We start from the raw sequence: 19,288 nt of genomic DNA, 5'->3' as shown, positions 1-19,288 counted from the left end.
TTAGGCCCACCCGCGGGCGTAGTACGTGTCAAAGGAGCGTTCCACAGTGAAATATTCATCCATGAAGGGACGGTCCCGAACCGCGCCGGTCACAGGTTCAACAGTCAGATCCGACGCGTACCCCAGCACTTCATCAACAGTTCGGAATGTGTCCAGCATGCGCAACTGCACCCACGTCGGCGGGAGGAGACGAATTTTGCGGTACCGCCAGCCATCAAGCAAGGTTGACGGCCTAAACCACCCGCTCGACGCGGCCTCCATCGCATCATCGTGAGTATTCTGGCCTTCCGGCTGCGCGGCCACAAAGAAATGAGTGTCATAACGTGCCGTGTCCCCGGGAGGACTCACCCAGTTTGCCCAAGGTCGCAGCAGGTCAGCGCGGAGATATAGACCTGTGTCGTCCAAAAAATTAGAGAACGCCAACTCGTGGCTTTCAAGGCGCGAGCGAAACGGAATGTAGGGGTCGGTATCGCCGACAACATTGCCGTCGTGAAGCCCGGCCAAAAGAGTTCCCGATTCCTCAAAGGTTTCTCGCACAGCCGCACAAACCAGCGCGCGGGCATCGTCTCGAGGAACTTTCAAATGACGTGCCCACCAGGATGTATCGTGACCGACCCACCGAAGCTCCGGTGAATCCACACCGTCGCCGTCGACGTCACCGGGAAGATCACGCTGGTCAACGCCGCCTCCAGGGAAAACGGTCATTTCCGGGTAGTGGACCATAGTGGAGGCGCGTTCTTGAACGTAAACCTCCATCCCCCACACCGTGTCCCGCAGCAACAGAACGGTAGAGGCACGTCTCTCACCTGTCGGTGTCAGAAACATGACCCTCCCTTTCTGCCAAGCAGATAACTGTTACACCACACTGCTATCTCACAGTTTCGTCCGTGAGCATCTTCTGCGAGCATCGTTCTCAGTGAGCATCGTAGATCAGCTCAAACACTACCGGAATTATCGACGATGACGCCGCGAAGATTTCACTCGGTGAGCGAAGAAACGGCCGTCGACGGTATCCAACGTAATCGGCTGATGGAACGTCTTCGTCAAATTCTCTCCAGTGAGGACCTCGTCGATAGGTCCGGCGACAACCTGTTTGCCCTCGTCAAGGAGCATTGCGTGGGTGAAGCCCTGAGGGATTTCTTCCACGTGGTGAGTAACCATAACGATCACGGGAGCATCAGGGTTATTCGCCAGTGTGGACAGGCGCTCGACAAGATCCTCACGCCCGCCCAGGTCAAGCCCAGCGCCTGGCTCGTCGAGAAGAAGTAGTTCCGGATCAGTCATTAACGAGCGCGCGATTAAAACCCGTTTACGCTCCCCTTCCGACAGGGTCGACCACGTTCGGTCGGCTAAATGCATGGCACCGAGATCCTCAAGGATGAGCGTTGCTTGTTCCTTATCGACGTCGTCGTACTGCTCACGCCATCGACCGAGAATGTTGTATCCGGCGGAAATCACTAAGTCGAGAACACGCTCGCGGCCCGGAATACGCTGGGCCAATGCGGAGGACGACATACCGATCATCGTGCGCACATCCCGTACATCGGTCTTGCCCAAAACCTCACCCATGATCACGCTGCGGCCCGTCGTCGGATAGGTTTCCGCACCCGCGACCTTCATCAGCGTCGTCTTACCAGCACCATTCGGGCCGATAATGACCCAACGCTGCCCGGGTTTCACCACCCAGTTCATAGGCTGCAACAGCGTCGAACCATTCCGAACGACGCTCACGTCGTCAAGGGAAATAAGAGCGTCGGGGTCAATCGGAAGTGCATCAAGCTCCTCACGAGAGCGAACCGTCGCGTGAGGCTGGGAATCATCGGAACCGTGCGTGTGGGAAGAAGTGTCGTGTCGAGTCACATCACCATCTTAGGGCTAACCCACGACACGTTCCGTCACTTTGCACAAAGCGTCGTCACTTTCGACGGACTGCCGCCGAAAGTGATCAGCCCAAAAAGGGGTTCTGTGCTGCGCGATATCTGGGTTGTCCTCTACTCTGTTGGAGAGAAAGAGTGCGGAGCACGACAAAAAGGAGATACCTGTGACCGGACGGCTCGGAACCGTTGGACGACTCGGCATTGACGACGTCCGCCCCCGCGTATCCAGTGGCGAAGTACCCGCCAAGGCGGTGGTCGGAGAGGTCATCCCCCTCAGCGCTGTCGTGTGGCGCGAGGGGCACGACGCGGTCTCTGCCACAGCCATCGTGAAGGGGCCTACTTCCGCGCCGGGGCCCTCCGCCGTTCAGCGCATCCCCATGGTGCCGGCACACGGTGACCCTGACCTGGTCAACGCCATATTCGTGCCCGATTGCCCAGGGACATGGACTTTCCGTATCGACGCATGGTCTGACCCCTACCGCACGTGGCGCCATGCCATCGAGGCCAAGGTTGAAGCTGGTCAAGGCGCCGAGGAGGTCGCGAATGACCTGGAAATTGGGGCGCGGATTATGGAGGACACCGCCAACAACGTTGCCTCCGTCACCGATCGCCCCCACCTGTTGTCCGTGGCCGCGTCGTTGAGGTCCGACCGCGATATTCGTGCGCGCATTGCCCCGGCACTATCGGCAGAGACAACAAGCATTTTCCGACGGACACCTCTCCGCGAACTCTTGACGCGGGGACGTACCTACGAGGTGTACGTGGAGCGTCGGCGCGCGCTCGTCGGATCCTGGTATGAGTTCTTCCCGCGCTCCACGGGCGGGGTGGAAAATGGCGAACCGGTGCACGGGACGTTTGCGACCGCCGCACAGGCGCTCGACCGGATCGCGCGAATGAACTTTGACGTTGTGTATCTCCCGCCGATCCACCCCATCGGCCATATCAACCGCAAGGGGAAAAACAACACCCTGGACTCCACACTGGATGACGTCGGCTCCCCCTGGGCCATCGGGTCATCTGAGGGTGGCCATGACGCTGTCCACCCCGACCTCGGCACGCTCGACGATTTTGACGCGTTTGTTGCCCGGGCCCGTGAACTCAATCTCGAGGTAGCGCTCGATTTCGCGTTGCAATGTGCCCCCGACCACCCGTGGGCTGCACCGCACCCCGAATGGTTTACCGTTCTTCCCGACGGCACTATTGCCTATGCGGAAAATCCGCCGAAGAAGTATCAAGACATCTACCCCTTGAATTTCGATAATGATCCCGAAGGATTATTCGCTGAGATTCACCGTGTCTTGGTGTTCTGGATCAAGCGCGGAGTTCATATCTTCCGTGTGGATAACCCCCACACCAAGCCCACCGCGTTTTGGACGCGCCTGATTTCCACGATCCACCAGACGTACCCCGACATCGTGTTCCTCGCCGAAGCGTTTACACGTCGGCCAATCCTCTATGGCCTGGCAAAAGCTGGTTTCTCACAGTCGTACACCTATTTCACGTGGCAGACGTCGAAAAAAGAACTAGAAGCATTTGCTGAGGAAATTCGCGATGCGGCCGATGCCTGCCGGCCCAATCTCTTCGTGAATACACCCGACATTCTCCATGCAAGCCTTCAGCACGGCGGAAAGGCGATGTTCGCGATCCGTGCAGCTCTCGCCACCACCCTGAGCCCATCGTGGGGCATGTACTCCGGCTTCGAGATTTACGAACACGTCGCGGTCAAAGAGGGCAGCGAAGAATACCTTGATAGCGAAAAGTACCAGCTCAGGCCGCGTGATTTTGAGGGCGCTCGCCTCCGCGGGGAATCACTAGAACCGTTCGTGACAGTGCTCAACACCATCCGCCGGGAGCAACCTGCTCTTCAACAGCTCCGGACACTCAGGCTCGTGCCGTCAGATAACGACAACATCATGGCGTACACCAAGGTTGATCCGCTCACTGGGAATGCCCTGGCCATCGTCGTCAATCTAGATTCTGAGAACGTTCAAGAGACGACAATCCACCTTGACCTGGAGTCGCTGGGGCTGCCCTCGACTATTGAGGTTCACGACCTTATTACTGACCAACAATGGACGTGGGGTGAGGACAATTATGTACGCCTCGATCCGACCTTCAACGTGTGCCACATCGTCAAATTGCCCGAGATCCCCACTGACTATCGCGACCGCAGCGGCTTTGCTCCTCACCACGAGTATCGCTACACCTGCTAAGACCTGCTAAAGCGACGGTACGTGTACACGCCGCCCACCCTCTGAGGAGAGACCATGCCAACTATCGACCCGAATGACCGCGCACGAATACTTGCAGGTACCCATTACAACCCGCACTCCGTCCTCGGGGCACACCCCCACGACGACGGAACAACGACCATCACGGCGTTTCGGCCCGGCGCGGAGTCAGTCACCGTGGAGACCCCATCCGAGGCTGTCGACGCGGTTAACGACGGCGATGGTTTCTTTACCGCATCCATCCACAGTGGAGTGACCGATCACCGTCTACACGTCACCTATCCCGATGACGAAACCATAACGATTGCCAACGGGTACACGTGGTTACCCACGCTTGGGGAAATGGATCTCCACCTCATCGGCGAGGGACGACACGAGCGTTTATGGGAAGTGCTGGGCGCTCATGTCCGCCATTACGAGACTGAGATGGGAACCGTCGATGGTACGTCGTTTGCTGTGTGGGCGCCGAATGCTCAGGGCGTGACAGTGACGGGTTCGTTCTGCGCGTGGAATAAAAACCAGTTCCCCATGCGCTCGCTGGGGTCGTCGGGAATTTGGGAAGTTTTCGTTCCCAATGTCTCCGCCGGCGCGTATTACAAATTCTGCGTGACCACGCCTGATGGGAATCGGATCGATAAAGCCGATCCCATGGCGCGGCGGGCTGAGGTGCCACCGGCTACAGCGTCGATCGTGGCCGATAGTGATTATTCGTGGTCCGATGACGAGTGGATGGCTGAGAAAACGCGGAAGAACCTCCAGGACTCACCTATCTCTATTTACGAAGTGCACCTGGAGTCCTGGCATAAGGGCCTTTCCTATACGGAGCTCGCGGATGAATTGGTGTCCTATGTTTCGGATATGGGGTACACGCATGTGGAATTCATGCCGGTCACCGAATACCCGTTCTCGGGGTCGTGGGGGTACCAAGTCACCTCGTATTACGCTCCCACCTCGCGCTTCGGCACTCCCGACGAGTTCCGCGCCCTTGTCGATGCCTTCCACGAAGCTGGAATCGGTGTCATCATGGACTGGGTCCCCGGGCACTTCCCCAAGGATGAGTGGGCACTCGCCCGCTTCGATGGCCGCGCCTGCTACGAGCACCCCGATTGGCGACGAGGGGAACAAAAAGACTGGGGCACCTATGTCTTCGACTTCGGACGAGCGGAAGTGCGCAACTTCCTCGTGGCCAACGCATTGTACTGGGTGGATCAGTTCCACATCGACGGACTGCGTGTCGACGCCGTCGCCTCGATTTTGTACCTGGATTACAGCCGTAAAGACGGCGAATGGCTCCCCAACCAGTACGGTGGCCGCGAGAACCTCGATGCCGTTCAATTCCTGCAGGAGATGAACGCTACCGTCGCCAGGGCCTATCCCGGGACGATGACCGTGGCGGAGGAATCCACCTCGTGGCCAGGGGTGACGGCCCCCACGTACGACGGTGGCCTGGGATTTACGTTCAAGTGGAACATGGGGTGGATGCACGACACCCTGGAATACATCTCCAACGATCCCATTTATCGCCCCTGGCACCATGGAGATATCACGTTTTCGCTGGTGTACGCGTGGTCTGAAAAGTTCATTCTCCCCATTAGCCATGATGAAGTGGTTTACGGGAAGGGGACGCTATGGTCGCGGATGCCGGGCGATACGTGGAATAAGGCAGCAGGGCTGCGCACCTATCTGGCATTCATGTGGGCGCACCCCGGCAAGCAACTCTTGTTCCAAGGGCAAGACTTTGGGCAAACCACCGAGTGGAATCACGACGAGTCTCTGCCGTGGGGGCAACAAGAAGGCTGGGAAGGCGAATACCACGCAGCCGTATCGCGCCTGGTCAAGGACCTTAATGGCCTCTACTCTGCTACCCCTGCGCTCTATACACAAGACAACGAACCCAGCGGTTTCTCGTGGATCAACGCCAGCGACGCTCAACGTGGCGTGCTGAGTTTTATGCGGTACGGGTCGAACGGGCAACGCGTCGCGTGCGTATTCAATTTCTCGGGAACCACATATCCGCAGTACCAATTGGGCCTCACCAACGCTGGTCGGTGGACGGAGATTCTCAACACCGACTCATCCGATTATGAAGGCGCTGGCGGCGGAAACCTGGGGCAGATCACGGCGAATAGTGGTGAATACGACGGCTACCCTGCCTCAGCGACTATCTTTGTGCCCGCCATGAGTGCCCTGTTCTTCCGCTTCGACGGGTAGCGCGGGGATGATGTAGCCCGGCTGGCGGGCGGGCAACCTGGCCGGGGTTTTTAGAACAAGGCGCTCGCCATTTCCCGCCTGGCTGTGGCTACGCGCGGGTCGGCGGGGTCACACAGCGTGAACAGTTCGATCAACCGGTCTTTAACCTGGGTCTTTTGATCTCCTGCCGATACCCGCAGGAGGTCTAGAAGCACGCGAAACGCGTCCTCTTCCTTGGACGAGATCATGTACTGATCGGCCTGGGCGAACGTTTTCTCCGGTTCTGGCGTCGGGTCGTCGGATGCGTGCGCCTCCGACACTCGTTTGAGGAGGGACACATTCGCACGCGCAGCCTTGGCCTCAGTGTTGTGTGGCTCGGCGTCGATAATCTTGTCGTAGGCGGCAAGCGCAGCATCGAAGTCCCCGTTATTGAGGGCCTCTTCAGCGGCGTCGAACCGTGGGTCTGATGGGGGTTGTTCGTCCTCAGTGGTCGCCGCTCTTTCAGCGTCGGGAATACCAGGCAATTGGTCGCCGATTACCTGCAGGATTTGGTCGATCCACCCCTGTAATTGTTCTTTCGGCTGTTGTCCTTCGCGAGCATCAAGCGGGCGGCCATTCGCCAATGCTATGACTGTCGGGATAGCGCGAACGCCAAAGGCCTGGGCAATCTGGGGAACTGTATCTGCACTGACATTGGCAAAGATCCACTTGTAATTCGCCTGACGCGCCATGGAATCAAGATTCTGGACAATGTCTTGAGAATCTGGCGACCGCGTCGAACTAATAGCGACAATGACCGGGACCTGCAAAGACCGCTTGAGGACGTCATTTTCAAAGTTGGCCTCGGTAACATCGACGGTTATCTGCGCTGTGCCGCTCGTCGAGCCGCCCCCAGGAACGCCGGCACCGCCAGGTGCATTATTTCCGGCAGACGACCCCGGTGTACTGCCGGTCCCGCGCGCTTGCCTCTGGCGTTGCTTTTCTGCCTCCGCCCGAGCTTCGGCCCGTGCCTTAACCTCTCCTAAATCAACTGCACCAGCTATAAACCGCTCAGGGCCTTTTCCCGGAGATGTCATTACTGTCTTGTACCCCTCTCAGTAAGAATGTCTAATTTATCTGTTCGTCGTCACTATATTCTTGGCGATGCTGTCGGGCGGTGCTAGGTGGCACCGTGTTCCACCCGTCCGCCGTTCACTTCTCGGATGACGACGCCAGACGACGGTTCACCGCGTCCACCTTCTCTGTGAGCTGATGGTCGTAGCCCGGGCGAATATCGGCTTTCACCACGAGGGACGTCCGTGGACTCACCGAGCTGACAGCTTCCGTTGCCCGCTTCACGACATCGAAAACCTCGTCCCACTCGCCTTCGATCAAGGTGAACATGGCGTTTGTCTCGTTCGGTAGACCCGACTCCCGAACAACTCGGATTGCCTCAGCAACCGCATCCGCGACACCACCATCGTCGTCAGTAGAAGTAGTCGGAGCAACAGAAAACGCAACAATCATGGCCCCGATGCTAGTCCAGCCTGACGGACAATGTCGTACAAAATCACACCCCTGAATACGCCTGCGAAGAAGCAATATTGGCCGCGGGGGGCTTAGCATAGAAGCATGAGTAACAACGAGTACAGCACCGAAGTACCGCACGAACTAGTCAACTGCCTGGATCACGTAGGTATCGCCACAGCTGACTTGGATGCCACGCTGGAGTGGTACCGCACGAACATGGGGTGGATCTGCCACCACGTCGAAACAAATGAAGAGCAGGGTGTTCAGGAGGCCATGGTTGGCCCGAAGACCCTCACGGAGCTGCAGGGAATGATTCAGGTTCTGGCCCCGCTAAACGAAAAGTCGACGATCGCTAAGTTCCTCGACAAGAAGGGCCCGGGTTTGCAACAGATGTGTCTGCGCACGACCGATATCGACGCCCTCTGTGACCACCTGCGTAAGCAAGGTACCCGGCTTCTTTATGACGAGCCGAAGAACGGAACCGCCGGTGCTCGCATTAACTTCGTCCATCCGAAAGACGCAGGCGGAGTCCTTCTCGAACTGACTCAGCCAGGAAAGTAAGTTTTCCTGTCGCTCTGGGGTCCACGTTGGTGGGCCCCATTTTTATTGCGGCCCGACGGTGACGGCGCGCCCTTTATTGGGGCCTCGTTTTCACTGGACGAGCGGGCGGTCGGACCCTGGCACGCTAAAAAAGACGAAGCTCCTGCGATGGGGTACCGCGCAACTCGTCATAGTCGACGGTCACGCACGTAAACCCACGATCCTCCGCAAGCGTCCGCGCCTGCGGTTTGATCTCCTGGGCTGCGAAAAGCCCCTGCACTGGGGCTAAAATTTCATCCCTGTTCAGCAATTCGACGTACCGCGTGAGCTGCTCAACGCCATCAATACCACCGCGCCGCTTTACCTCAACGGCCACGGTCTTCCCGCTAGCGTCCCTGGTCAAGATATCGACGGGCCCAATAGGTGTCGGATATTCGCGCCGAACGAGCGTGAAGCCCTCCCCCAGCGCTTCCGGGTGTTGCGCTAACAGCTCCTGAAGATGCGCTTCCACACCATCCTTCGTGAGACCTGGATCCTCCCCCAGGTCATACGTGGTGTCAGAAATCTTGTCATGCACCGTAATGCGGAGCTGTTCCCCTTTTTTATTCTCAACGACCCAAAGCTCTTCCTCATGTCCGGCTCGAGCCGAGCCGTCGGTCCCCTGTTCTTCAGAATTGCCGACGGAGCTACCGTCGGTAAAGTCGCCGTCGGAATCGTCGATAGTAATCGGGTGGACCGTGAGCGTACACGGCGGAGTCATCCAATTGAGCGGTTTATAGGCCCGGTCATCGGCGTGGACTGACACTGATCCGTCAGCTTTGACCATGAGTAGACGAGTTGCTTTAGGCAAGTGGGCGGTTAAACGACCAACATAATCGACGGAACACGTAGCGATGACAAGGCGCATGAGCGAGAGAGTACCAAATCGCGTTCTCTCAGAACCTATTACGTCACAGCCTCGGACAAGGCGCTGCGGCCTTTCGCCACGTACTGCGTTAACACACCTTCGCTCAATAGCCAACGTCGTTAACTGTGGCGATGGAATCTGTGTCCCCGCTCTTTAACTCGCCGCGGGTGTTTACTGAGCCGCTGAATCCTGGTGCTCGGGGCGGATTCCAACCACGCCACCAATGCCATATCCATGGCGTGTCCCCCGGCTACATCCACTCGTACACCCCCCGCTTGAAGTTCGACTATCCGTGGATCAGCTAGTAGCCGTAAAACCCCCGTTTTGACGTCTCGTCGGCCAACAATTTCTATGTTGTGCCTTTCACACGATAAGTCTGCCCCCGGTTTAAGAGACCGTAGCAAGTAAAGCTTTGCGGCGTCTTCCCCCAAAATGATGACCCCGTGATGCCAGCGATATCGTCGGCCGTCACGGTAAACGGCGGTACAGACTGGTATGCCCCGGGGCCGGATCCACGAAAATCGCCATATGGCGACTCCCATTCCCCATACGAGGATGGCCATACACGCCATTGTCACGGTGAAGAGAACCATGGGCCACCTCTCCCATTACGTCCGGCGACGGCTCGTCATGCACGTCGTTCCTTGAGCTGAGTATAAACGACGAAACCCCGTGTTCCTAAGAAATGGCCTTAGAAACTACGGGGGCGTAGGTGAGAGCTATACAGTCGACCTACTTTTCTTTCGCACGCTGGACGGCTCGGAGCTCGGATTGAGCTTGAGCACGGTCATGTGAATCCGTGTCGGAGCCTTTGTAGCTCTGCTCTGCGCTGGAAACATCCACTTCTGACGACCACGTGGCGTGGTCCGCCAGAATAGATACCTTGTGCTTGCCGACGGACAGGAACCCGCCCTGTACTGCAGCGACTTTCTTTTCGCCGTCGGTGGTACGGATTATGACCACACCGTTTTCTACAAGCTGCCCAAGGATGGGTTCGTGTCCGGGAAGTATGCCGATTTCACCTTCTGTGGTCTGTGCGGTGACAGACGTCGCAGCACCGGACCATAGCGCTCGCTCAACGGAGACTAACTCAGTGGCAATTTCAGCCATGGTGTCCCTACCTTACTTCTCTTGCAGCTTCTTGTATTCGGCTTCGACGTCGTCGAGACCACCGAGGCCGTTGAAGCAGCGCTCGGGGTATGCGTCATATTCGCCATCGCAAATACGGCGGAAGGCGTCGATGGTGTCCTTCAGCGGAACGTAGGAGCCTGGCAGGCCGGTGAACTTTTCAGCAACGAAGAAGTTCTGGCCGAGGAAGCGCTCGATACGACGTGCACGCTGGACGGTGATCTTGTCTTCTTCAGACAACTCGTCCATACCAAGAATGGCGATAATATCCTGCAGTTCCTTGTTCTTCTGAAGGATATTGATGACTCGCTGTGCAACTTGGTAGTGCTCCTCGCCGACGATTCCAGGCTCGAGGATACGAGACGTAGAGGTCAGCGGGTTCACAGCGGGGTAAATACCCTTCGATGCGATGGAACGGTCGAGCTCTGTGGTCGCATCCAAGTGGGCGAACACGGTCGCAGGAGCCGGGTCGGTGTAGTCGTCGGCGGGGACGTAGACAGCCTGCAGAGAGGTAATCGAACGGCCCTTGGTCGACGTAATGCGCTCCTGGAGCTCACCCATCTCGTCAGCCAATGTTGGCTGGTAACCCACAGCAGAAGGCATGCGGCCCAGCAGCGTGGAAACCTCGGAACCTGCCTGGCTGAAACGGAAGATGTTGTCGATGAAGAGCAGCACGTCCTGGTGCTGAACATCACGGAAGTACTCCGCCATCGTCAGCCCGGAGAGAGCCACACGCATACGAACTCCCGGCGGCTCGTCCATCTGGCCGAACACGAGGGCCGTATCTTGGAGCACGCCCATCTCTTCCATTTCGAGGAAGAGGTCGGTGCCCTCACGGGTACGCTCACCGACGCCGGCGAATACTGACGTACCGGAGAACTCGCGGGCAATACGGGTGATCATTTCCTGGATGAGCACGGTCTTGCCCACACCAGCACCACCGAACAGGCCAATCTTTCCACCCTTCACATACGGGGTGAGAAGGTCGATGACCTTAATACCGGTCTCGAGGATTTCGGTCTTACCTTCGAGTTGGTCGAAAGCCGGTGGCTTACGGTGGATGGACCATTGCTCGCCGTCACGGCCGAGCCCTGGCTCGTCAAGGCAGTCACCGAGGGCGTTGAACACGTGTCCCTTGACGGTGTCCCCGACGGGAACGGAAATCGGTTTGCCGGTGTCTTTCACTTCCGCACCGCGGATCAAACCATCGGTCGGTGCCATCGATACGGCACGGACGATGTTGTCACCGAGGTGCTGGGCAACCTCGAGGGTAATTGTCTTAGCGACGGCCTCTAAATCAACGTCGACGGTCAGCGCGTTGAATAGCGCCGGTAGTTCTCCGCGAGGGAATTCCACGTCGACAACCGGGCCGATGACGCGTGCGACACGGCCGCTGAGGCCCGTCTGCTGCTCACTAAGAGCTGTAGTCATTGGTTAGTCACTTTCTCCGCTGTCGTCGAGCGCTCCCGCGCCACCGACGATCTCTGTAATTTCCTGGGTAATTTGTGCCTGACGAGCTTGGTTAGCTGTACGAGACAACGTGGTGGCAAGCTCAGTTGCGTTATCCGTCGCCGAACTCATAGCTGTACGGCGTGCTGCGGATTCTGACGCAGCTGACTCCAGCAGCAAGGCATACAAAGCACGAGACACGTAGTGCGGGAGGAGCTCTGACAACAACGTGGTCGCGTCGGGCTCGAATTCATAGTTGGCACTAATTTCGGAATCGTCTGGGTCAGACAGCATGTCTTCGCCAGTCTCTACTTCCTCATAGTCGATGACCGCTTCCATCGGAAGCATCTGCCGTGCGACGGCCTTCTGAGACAACATCGACTCGAACTTCGTGTAGACGACGTGGAGCTGGTCGAAGCCTTGCACGCTCTCGCCCTCAGGCGCGGTGAGCCCGGGGCGCCACTCTGCTTTGCCCGATGAGCTAGCAACGAATGCATCGATAAGGTGCCGACGCATCTGGTGCGTGCCTTCGTACTCGGGGTCCTGGGAGTATCCGGTCCATGCGCCTTCGAGGTCCTCACCGCGGAAGCGGTAGTAGGTCAGACCCTTGTTGCCGAAGACGTAGAGGACAACCTCATAGCCCTGCTTTTCCAACAAAGCGCGTAGTTCAGCAACTTTCTTGAAAACGTTGTGGTTGTACCCGCCACACATTCCTCGGTCGCTGGAGACTACCAAGATAGCGGCACGGTTTCCGCCTTCGCGTTCGCGGAGCATGGGGTGGTCCAGTGAACTTGCCGATGACAAGCGATGGACGACCTTGGTGATTTCCTCCGCGTACGGTTGCGAGGCAGCTACCCTGGCCTGCGCTTTCGTGATCTTCGAAGTGGCGATCAGCTCCTGGGCCTTCGTGATCTTCTTGGTCGAGTTGACGGACTTAATCCGGTCTCGTAGTTCACGTAACGTAGCCATTTACACTCATCGCCTCCCTTCGTTCTTATCCATTGCGCGCACCGCCCTTACTTACCCGAGGACTTACGCGACACAGTGATTTGTTCTTTACCCAATTCGGATTGCTCCATTGGGTCTACATCGGGCTCGTTGATAACAGGTTTGCCGTCGGAGGCCTGGAAGTTCTGCTTGAACTCATCCACAGCGGAGGAAAGCTCTGCCTTGGATTCGTCATTAAGTGGGGACCCACCCTCAACCTGCTCGAAGACACCAGCATGCTTCGAATGGAGGTGCTCAAGGAGTTCAGATTCGAACCGACGAATATCTTCGACGGGAACGGAGTCAAAGTCGCCGTTACCAGCAAGGTAGATCGACACCATCTGGTCTTCCACAGCTTGCGGGTGGTTCTCCGGCTGCTTCAGCAGCTCAACAAGGCGAGATCCGCGCTCCAGCTGTGCCTTGGAGGAATCGTCGAGGTCCGACGCGAAAGCAGCGAATGCTTCCAAGTCGCGGTATGCGGCGAGGTCAATACGCAGCGAACCCGATACCTTCTTCATACCCTTCGTCTGGGCGGCACCACCGACACGGGAGACCGACACACCGACGTTAATAGCGGGGCGAACACCCTGGTTGAAGAGATCTGACTCCAAGAAGACCTGACCGTCGGTAATAGAAATTACGTTGGTCGGAATGAAGGCGGACACGTCGTTCGCTTTAGTCTCGATGATCGGCAGGGCCGTCATAGAGCCGCCACCCAAGTCGTCGGAGAGCTTAGCTGCACGCTCCAACAAGCGGGAGTGGAGGTAGAAAACGTCACCTGGGTACGCTTCACGTCCCGGCGGACGGCGAAGCAGCAAGGAGATGGCACGGTAGGCTTCAGCCTGCTTGGTGAGGTCATCGTAGATGACCAGCACGTGCTTGCCCTTGTACATCCAGTGCTGTCCCAGTGCGGCACCAGCGAAGGGTGCGAGCCACTTAAAACCAGCTGAATCTGATGCGGGAGCAGCGACAATGGTGGTGTAATCCAGGGCGCCGTTGTCCTCTAGGGTCTTACGGACACCAGCGATTGTGGAGCCCTTCTGACCGATGGCGACATAAATGCAGCGAACCTGCTTTTCCGGGTCCCCGGATTCCCAGTTGGCTTTCTGGTTAATGATGGTATCGAGGCAAACAGCCGTCTTACCTGTTTTACGGTCACCAATGATGAGCTGTCGCTGGCCTCGCCCGATCGGGGTCATCGCGTCGATAGCTTTAATACCGGTCTGGAGTGGTTCCTCGACTGGTTGACGCATCAACACTGAGGGCGCCTGCAGTTCCAGGACGCGATCTTCTTCTGCCTCGATGGATCCTAGGCCGTCGATTGGCTGGCCCAGGGGATTAATAACGCGGCCGAGGAATTTGTCCCCAACCGGAATGGATAGGACCTCTCCGGTCCTTTTTACTTCGTCGCCTTCCCGCAAGGTCTCGTAGCTTCCCAAGACCACGACACCGACTTTATCGGTGTCAAGGTTTTGAGCGACGCCGATGACGCCACCTGGGAACTCGAGCAACTCATTAGCCATGACTGATGGCATACCCGAAACCTGGGCGATACCGTCAGCCGCACTAATGACCACGCCGACCTCCTCACGGGAGGCCTCCGCGGAGTAGCTCGAGGTGTAGTTCGCAATCGCGCTACGGATCTCGTCGGAGGAGATCGTCAGCTCCGCCATGTTCTTCCTGCTCTCGGTAGTCTCTTCCAGCATTACTTGTTTATTACGTCGTATTTCTGGTCGCGGTCACGACCGGCATTCCGTCCGCCGTGGGCGTCAGGCAAAAGCTCGCCGTAATTTCTCGAGTTTGCCCGATGTGCTGCCATCGATACGCTCATCTCCGACCCGGATGACCATTCCACCGAGGATGCTGGGATCGACCTCTCCGTGGATGGACATCTTGTGACCATAAATTCGACCGAGCTTGTCAGCCAGGGTGGATCGTTGGGTATCGCCCAATTCGCCGGCAGTCACAACATGAGCAACTTCGTACCCACGCAGCTGCGCTGCCTCCCGCGATAGCGTTTCACATGCTTCGACAGGACGTTGTTTAGCACGAGAAATCGCCTGCAAGGCAAGAGTTTCTGTAATTGAAGTAACTTTGCCGTACAAGACTGAGGCCAACAATTGGCGACGTCGGTCCGCACTAGCTTGTCGGTCTGCCAAAAGCATCTCCAGCTGCGGGGCGTCTTCAAGAACCCTCGCCAACTGGAACAACTCAGATTCGACGGTCGTGAGCTTGTCGTCTGCCTCGGCAGCGCGGAACAGAGCCCGCCGGCCAAGTTGAACAAGCCCATTACGGAAATCGCGCGTATTCGACCAGTCTTTATCTACTGCAGAACGCAACACGCTGCGCGAAGCCTGATTGAGCTTCTCACCGAAAACGCGATCGGCAAGATCTGCACGTTTCTCGGAGGACGCTGCGGGATCAATAAGCGCCACACGCAAGTCACGGTTGGAGTCCAAAACCTCAACGACGTCGAAGAGCTCGGGTCCGATCTGGGCGCCGTCGACGGCGGCGTTGGACTGAGCAACGGTGTTGTCGAGGGTAGCCGCCAACTCGGTCATCGATTCTCGGCTCGCTGCGTGCATACTGATCACTTCCCTGCCGGAATGTCATCCAAGGAAGACAGGAAAGAATCCACTGTCTCGGCGCGCTTGGCATCGTCGGATAGATGAGAGCCGAGGAGCTTCTCCGCCAGATCGACCGAATTCTGACCCATGTCCTTACGCAGGTCAGCGACGACGGCATCACGCTGAGCAGCAAGTTGCTTTTCGCCTTGAGCGATAATGCGGTTGCTTTCCTCCGTTGCTTCGGTCTTCATATCCGCAACGATCTTTTGCCCGTCAGCACGAGCTTCGTCGCGAATACGAGCGGCCTCTGCACGAGCCTCAGCGAGCTGGTCATTGTATTTTTGCAACGCAGCCTTCGCCTCGGATTGCGCGGCCTCCGCACGTTGAATACCGCCTTCAATGCGATCTTCACGCTCAGAAAGAACCTCTTGGAATTTCGGAAGAACAAACTTCCAGAAAAGCCATAGGATCAGTACGAAGCAGACGATGGACCAGACGAGGTCGTATGGCAAAGGGAGAAGCGGCAAGTTGCCCTTTTCGAGAGGCAGCGTGTCCTCAGCCAAAATAAGTGAGTTCGTCATAGTCTCCAGCTTTCGCTATTTCGAATATCAGGATGTAGTGAAAACAACCTGATTAGAACAGGAAGCCGGCGACCAAGCCGATAAGGGCAAGGGCCTCAGTGAAGGCGATGCCCAGGAACATTGTGGTACGCAACTGGCCAGCCATTTCCGGCTGACGTGCCATGCCTTCCACCGTCTTTCCGGCGACAATACCGATACCGATACCAGGGCCGATAGCAGCGAGGCCGTAGCCGATAGCGCCGAAGCCGTCATAGCGGGTGGAGTCTGCAGCGAGAAGGATCTCGTTCATGGGGTGTTCCGTTCCCTTTCAAAATGCCGTTGGTTTTCCAACGACGTATTCGTGAAAAACTTCGAGTGGGGTGTTCAGTTAGTGTTCGTCCGCATGCAGGGAAAGCTCAATGTACACCGCAGTCAGCAGGGCGAAAATGTACGCCTGCAGGAAAATCACCAAAATCTCAAACAGCGAGAAGGCAAAAGCTGCCGCGATGGTAAAGCCGGACGCAACAAGCCAGCCGTTCATCTGCCAGAAGAAGAAGTTGGTTGCCGAGTACAAGAGCACCAGCACGATGTGACCTGACAGCATATTGGCCATAAGACGAATGGTCAGCGTGACAGGCCTCAAAATGAAGGTCGAGAAGAACTCAATCGGTACGACCAAGAAATAGAGAAGGAAAGGCAACCCCGGAATTACCAGAGAGCTCTTCATGTACTTCCCGAACCCATACCGCTTGGCACCTGCGTAGATCATGCAGATGTAGGCAACCACGGCCAAGAGCAGTGGCATACCAATACGAGCATTGGGGGAAACGTTCAAGAACGGGATCACCGAAGGTGCGTTCATGAACAGAACAAGGAAGAAGATCGTGGAAATAATCGGAAGGAAGCGACGTCCTTCTTTTCGACCAAGAATCTCCTCACTGATGTGGATACGGACGAAATCCAACAAGTACTCAGCGACGTTCTGCACGCCACGCGGAACTAACTTCGGCTTCCGCATAGCGAAGAAGAAGAACAGCCCCATGAGCACCATCACGAGGAGTCGGACGAACATGATGCGGTCGATGGCGAACCAACCGTCGGCAAAATTACCGAACCAAAGGTTGATGTGATCACCATTCGACGCACCGTCGGGACAGCGTGGCTCACCGTCACTGCCGGTCCCGCAAACGAACCCCGGGAAAAAGTCGTGGTCCAGATCTGGGGCGTGGAAATGCCCCTTCATGGACAAGGTTGTAACGCTCAGCGTTCTCTCCCGTGTTCGGGCCGCTTTCTGCCAAACAGAAAACGGTGCGATGGAGGTCTATGTGCATAGCCCACCGCGGATTCCGTCGCACATCATCGCGGGGGCCCGGGGGTTATTCGGGGGTGGCTACGCATAGCGACTTTTCCTTATAACCCGCAGTTGACGATAGCAGCTTAATTCAGGTTTTTCCCAAGCGATCTCTCAATCCGACCCCCCTAAAACTACACCTGATTCACCCCCATGCAGGCTATTGCTGGTGGTCCCGTTCTTCTGCCCATTCTCGGTCAGCGATATAGGTCACACGCGCGGTTAAAACACCCCATGTTTCTGAGACCAATCCGACGATTAACGCGGCGATCACCGTGACCGCCAACGCCAGGTGGTCATAGAAATACATGTTCTTCAGAACGACTAAGACGAGTAAGACAACGACGACTTTGAGCAGCCACGTCCCCATCACCACAGCCATCGTCGTTTGGGGATTAGTCCGAGATGTGATGAGCACACTCACGATAGTGAGCAAAACAAAGGCACCACCGATGACAGAACCGATGAGCGCTCCCCAGACACCTCGCATACCTGATTGTCCGCCCCAGGCCAACAACGAAACCACAGCTAAACAGGCAATTGCGATACCCCCAAGCCGTGCAGCTTTGAGCAACGGCCACCGCGGATCCGACACATGCCGGTTTCTCTTCGCAATCACGTCGTCGATAGACGAACCACCGTCGGTAGACGAGTTAGCCGACGAGTTCGCCGTTTCAAAATAGTCCTGTCCATCGGGTTGTTCCGGTGTTTTTCCGCCGGACTTCCCCGATGCGAAAGTGGAATATGGAGACGTCGGCTTCGACGAGGCGCTGTTCGGTTCGCCAGAGGAGTGGGAATCAGTCACGCTGGCTGATTGTAGCGGTCCGGGTGCCGACGATCACGCGAGCGCGGTACAGACGTAATCCCGACGGCGATGATGATCGCTAGCCCCACCGCAATGAGGGTAATGTCCGTCGGCAAAATTGTTGCTGCCACCGCACTGAAGGCGACGACGCTCACCCACGTGTAGAGCACAAGGACCACCCGTCGGTGAGTGTGCCCGAGCTGGAGCAGCCTGTGGTGCAGATGCTTTTTATCTGGGGCGAACGGGCTTTTCCCGTGACCGACACGGCGGATAACAGCCATGATGAGGTCGAGCATCGGGATGAACACACTCGCCGCCACCACGATGATCGGGCTCAGCAGCGCGAAAATATCGGCGGCACCATAGAGCGACATCGTGATGCGGCCAGACGCTGAGGTCGATGCCGCCGCGAGGAGAAGGCCGATCAGCATGGACCCCGTGTCGCCCATGAAAATCCGGCTCGGCTCAAAGTTGTGGGGCAAGAAACCCGCGCAGGCTCCAATCAACACGGCGGAAATAATGGCCGGCGGATAAGCGCTCACCGCTCCCCCTTGGTCGTGGAGAATGGTGAGCGAAAACGCGAAGAGCGAAATTCCCGCGATCCCTCCGACGCCGGCCGCCAACCCGTCGAGACCGTCGACAAAGTTAATCGCGTTGATCAGGGTGACGGTGAAGACGACAGTCAGGACTGTGGACTGGACTTGATCCAGAATGACCGTGGTGCCCCCATGCCAGGGAACGTAGAGGAGGTACCAACTCAACCCCAGTAGACTCATGACCGTCGCACCAGCGACCTGCCCAACCAGTTTCACCAGAGCCGGAATGTCATACAAGTCGTCGATAATGCCGACAACAACGATGATGAGGGCAGCCCATAACACGGCTCTCAAGTCCGGAGTCATGGGAGGAAATCCGCGGTTCAACGCCGGTAATTGGTTGGCCACCAGTAAGGCTGCAATGACGCCGGTGAACATCGCGACCCCACCCAACCGCGGGCGGGGTTGTTTATGGACGTCACGGGCACGCGGGATAGCTATTCTCCCGGTCCGCACCATGACGGATCGTATGCATCCTGTTGTCAGGAACGTCACGATGCAGCCCGTGCAGAGAACAAGGATGAGTTCCCGAATGGGCACACCGGTTCCCCCCACCGCTGATTGTGCACAAACGATCATGATGTTTCTCTA

19 protein-coding genes are annotated in these 19,288 nt (G+C 57.2%); 3 read left to right on the top strand and 16 right to left on the bottom strand.

The annotated features are described in order from the left end of the window. Positions 1 to 825: an NUDIX hydrolase gene (locus JMN36_RS00865; protein ID WP_204087180.1), complete on the bottom strand. Its 825-nt coding sequence runs from the start codon at positions 823 to 825 to the stop codon at positions 1 to 3. Between the two features lie 126 nt (positions 826 to 951). After that, positions 952 to 1,764, bottom strand: a complete 813-nt coding sequence (locus tag JMN36_RS00860) for an ABC transporter ATP-binding protein (RefSeq protein WP_046202743.1) — start codon at positions 1,762 to 1,764, stop codon at positions 952 to 954. A 277-nt stretch (positions 1,765 to 2,041) separates the two neighbouring features. Between JMN36_RS00860 and JMN36_RS00855 the strand changes: the two genes are divergently transcribed. Both JMN36_RS00855 and glgB read left to right on the top strand, forming a co-directional pair. After that, a complete protein-coding gene (locus JMN36_RS00855; protein ID WP_221923668.1) occupies positions 2,042 to 4,090 on the top strand; it encodes an alpha-1,4-glucan--maltose-1-phosphate maltosyltransferase in 2,049 nt (682 codons plus the stop codon). 54 nt (positions 4,091 to 4,144) lie between these two features. Continuing rightward, positions 4,145 to 6,319 (top strand): 1,4-alpha-glucan branching protein GlgB, encoded by a 2,175-nt coding sequence (gene glgB / locus JMN36_RS00850; RefSeq protein WP_221923667.1) that lies wholly within the window; start codon positions 4,145 to 4,147, stop codon positions 6,317 to 6,319. Between the two features lie 50 nt (positions 6,320 to 6,369). Here the strand turns inward: glgB and JMN36_RS00845 are convergent, their stop codons facing one another. Together JMN36_RS00845 and JMN36_RS00840 are read right to left on the bottom strand one after the other, a co-directional pair. Further along, a complete protein-coding gene (locus JMN36_RS00845; protein ID WP_221923666.1) occupies positions 6,370 to 7,374 on the bottom strand; it encodes a tetratricopeptide repeat protein in 1,005 nt (334 codons plus the stop codon). 115 nt (positions 7,375 to 7,489) lie between these two features. Beyond that, positions 7,490 to 7,804 carry a thiamine-binding protein gene (locus tag JMN36_RS00840; protein ID WP_221923665.1) on the bottom strand — a complete coding sequence of 105 codons (315 nt, stop codon included), beginning with the start codon at positions 7,802 to 7,804 and terminating at the stop codon, positions 7,490 to 7,492. 105 nt (positions 7,805 to 7,909) lie between these two features. Between JMN36_RS00840 and mce the strand changes: the two genes are divergently transcribed. Next, positions 7,910 to 8,368 carry a methylmalonyl-CoA epimerase gene (mce, locus tag JMN36_RS00835; RefSeq protein ID WP_204087185.1) on the top strand — a complete coding sequence of 153 codons (459 nt, stop codon included), beginning with the start codon at positions 7,910 to 7,912 and terminating at the stop codon, positions 8,366 to 8,368. A 124-nt stretch (positions 8,369 to 8,492) separates the two neighbouring features. Here mce and nucS read toward each other — a convergent pair whose 3' ends face one another. From nucS to JMN36_RS00775, 12 genes are all read right to left on the bottom strand, one after another. Beyond that, complete coding sequence (gene nucS / locus JMN36_RS00830; protein ID WP_221923664.1) at positions 8,493 to 9,254, bottom strand: endonuclease NucS; 762 nt, start codon at positions 9,252 to 9,254, stop codon at positions 8,493 to 8,495. A 119-nt stretch (positions 9,255 to 9,373) separates the two neighbouring features. After that, positions 9,374 to 9,817, bottom strand: coding sequence for a DUF2550 family protein (locus JMN36_RS11055; protein WP_221923663.1), 444 nt, complete (start codon positions 9,815 to 9,817; stop codon positions 9,374 to 9,376). Between the two features lie 169 nt (positions 9,818 to 9,986). Then, entirely contained in the window at positions 9,987 to 10,364 is a 378-nt protein-coding gene (locus tag JMN36_RS00820) for a F0F1 ATP synthase subunit epsilon (RefSeq protein ID WP_012731905.1), read from the bottom strand. Positions 10,365 to 10,376: 12 nt separating this feature from the next. Further along, positions 10,377 to 11,813 (bottom strand): F0F1 ATP synthase subunit beta, encoded by a 1,437-nt coding sequence (atpD, locus tag JMN36_RS00815; protein WP_012731906.1) that lies wholly within the window; start codon positions 11,811 to 11,813, stop codon positions 10,377 to 10,379. Positions 11,814 to 11,816: 3 nt separating this feature from the next. Then, the gene (locus tag JMN36_RS00810) at positions 11,817 to 12,800 is read right to left on the bottom strand and encodes a F0F1 ATP synthase subunit gamma (RefSeq protein ID WP_221923662.1); all 984 of its coding nucleotides are present in this window, start codon (positions 12,798 to 12,800) and stop codon (positions 11,817 to 11,819) included. A 47-nt stretch (positions 12,801 to 12,847) separates the two neighbouring features. Further along, on the bottom strand, positions 12,848 to 14,491 hold the full coding sequence (atpA, locus tag JMN36_RS00805; RefSeq protein ID WP_221923810.1) for a F0F1 ATP synthase subunit alpha: 1,644 nt from the start codon (positions 14,489 to 14,491) through the stop codon (positions 12,848 to 12,850). Between the two features lie 96 nt (positions 14,492 to 14,587). Beyond that, positions 14,588 to 15,403 (bottom strand): F0F1 ATP synthase subunit delta, encoded by an 816-nt coding sequence (locus JMN36_RS00800; protein ID WP_221923661.1) that lies wholly within the window; start codon positions 15,401 to 15,403, stop codon positions 14,588 to 14,590. Between the two features lie 5 nt (positions 15,404 to 15,408). Beyond that, entirely contained in the window at positions 15,409 to 15,966 is a 558-nt protein-coding gene (locus JMN36_RS00795; RefSeq protein ID WP_046202528.1) for a F0F1 ATP synthase subunit B, read from the bottom strand. Positions 15,967 to 16,018: 52 nt separating this feature from the next. Continuing rightward, on the bottom strand, positions 16,019 to 16,255 hold the full coding sequence (locus tag JMN36_RS00790) for an ATP synthase F0 subunit C (RefSeq protein ID WP_221923660.1): 237 nt from the start codon (positions 16,253 to 16,255) through the stop codon (positions 16,019 to 16,021). 78 nt (positions 16,256 to 16,333) lie between these two features. Then, positions 16,334 to 17,188 carry a F0F1 ATP synthase subunit A gene (gene atpB, locus JMN36_RS00785; protein WP_012731912.1) on the bottom strand — a complete coding sequence of 285 codons (855 nt, stop codon included), beginning with the start codon at positions 17,186 to 17,188 and terminating at the stop codon, positions 16,334 to 16,336. Between the two features lie 268 nt (positions 17,189 to 17,456). Next, the gene (locus JMN36_RS00780; protein ID WP_241865083.1) at positions 17,457 to 18,101 is read right to left on the bottom strand and encodes a Cg1360 family ATP-synthase-associated protein; all 645 of its coding nucleotides are present in this window, start codon (positions 18,099 to 18,101) and stop codon (positions 17,457 to 17,459) included. Next, positions 18,098 to 19,276 (bottom strand): glycosyltransferase family 4 protein, encoded by a 1,179-nt coding sequence (locus JMN36_RS00775; RefSeq protein WP_221923659.1) that lies wholly within the window; start codon positions 19,274 to 19,276, stop codon positions 18,098 to 18,100. Before JMN36_RS00775 ends, JMN36_RS00780 begins: the two co-directional genes overlap by 4 nt. Positions 19,277 to 19,288: the final 12 nt, after the last annotated feature.

This window comes from Corynebacterium pseudokroppenstedtii (assembly GCF_019754945.1).
GTDB lineage: Bacteria > Actinomycetota > Actinomycetes > Mycobacteriales > Mycobacteriaceae > Corynebacterium > Corynebacterium pseudokroppenstedtii.
Note: the sequence above shows the minus strand (reverse complement) of the source record. Positions and strands in the feature narration are given on the sequence as shown.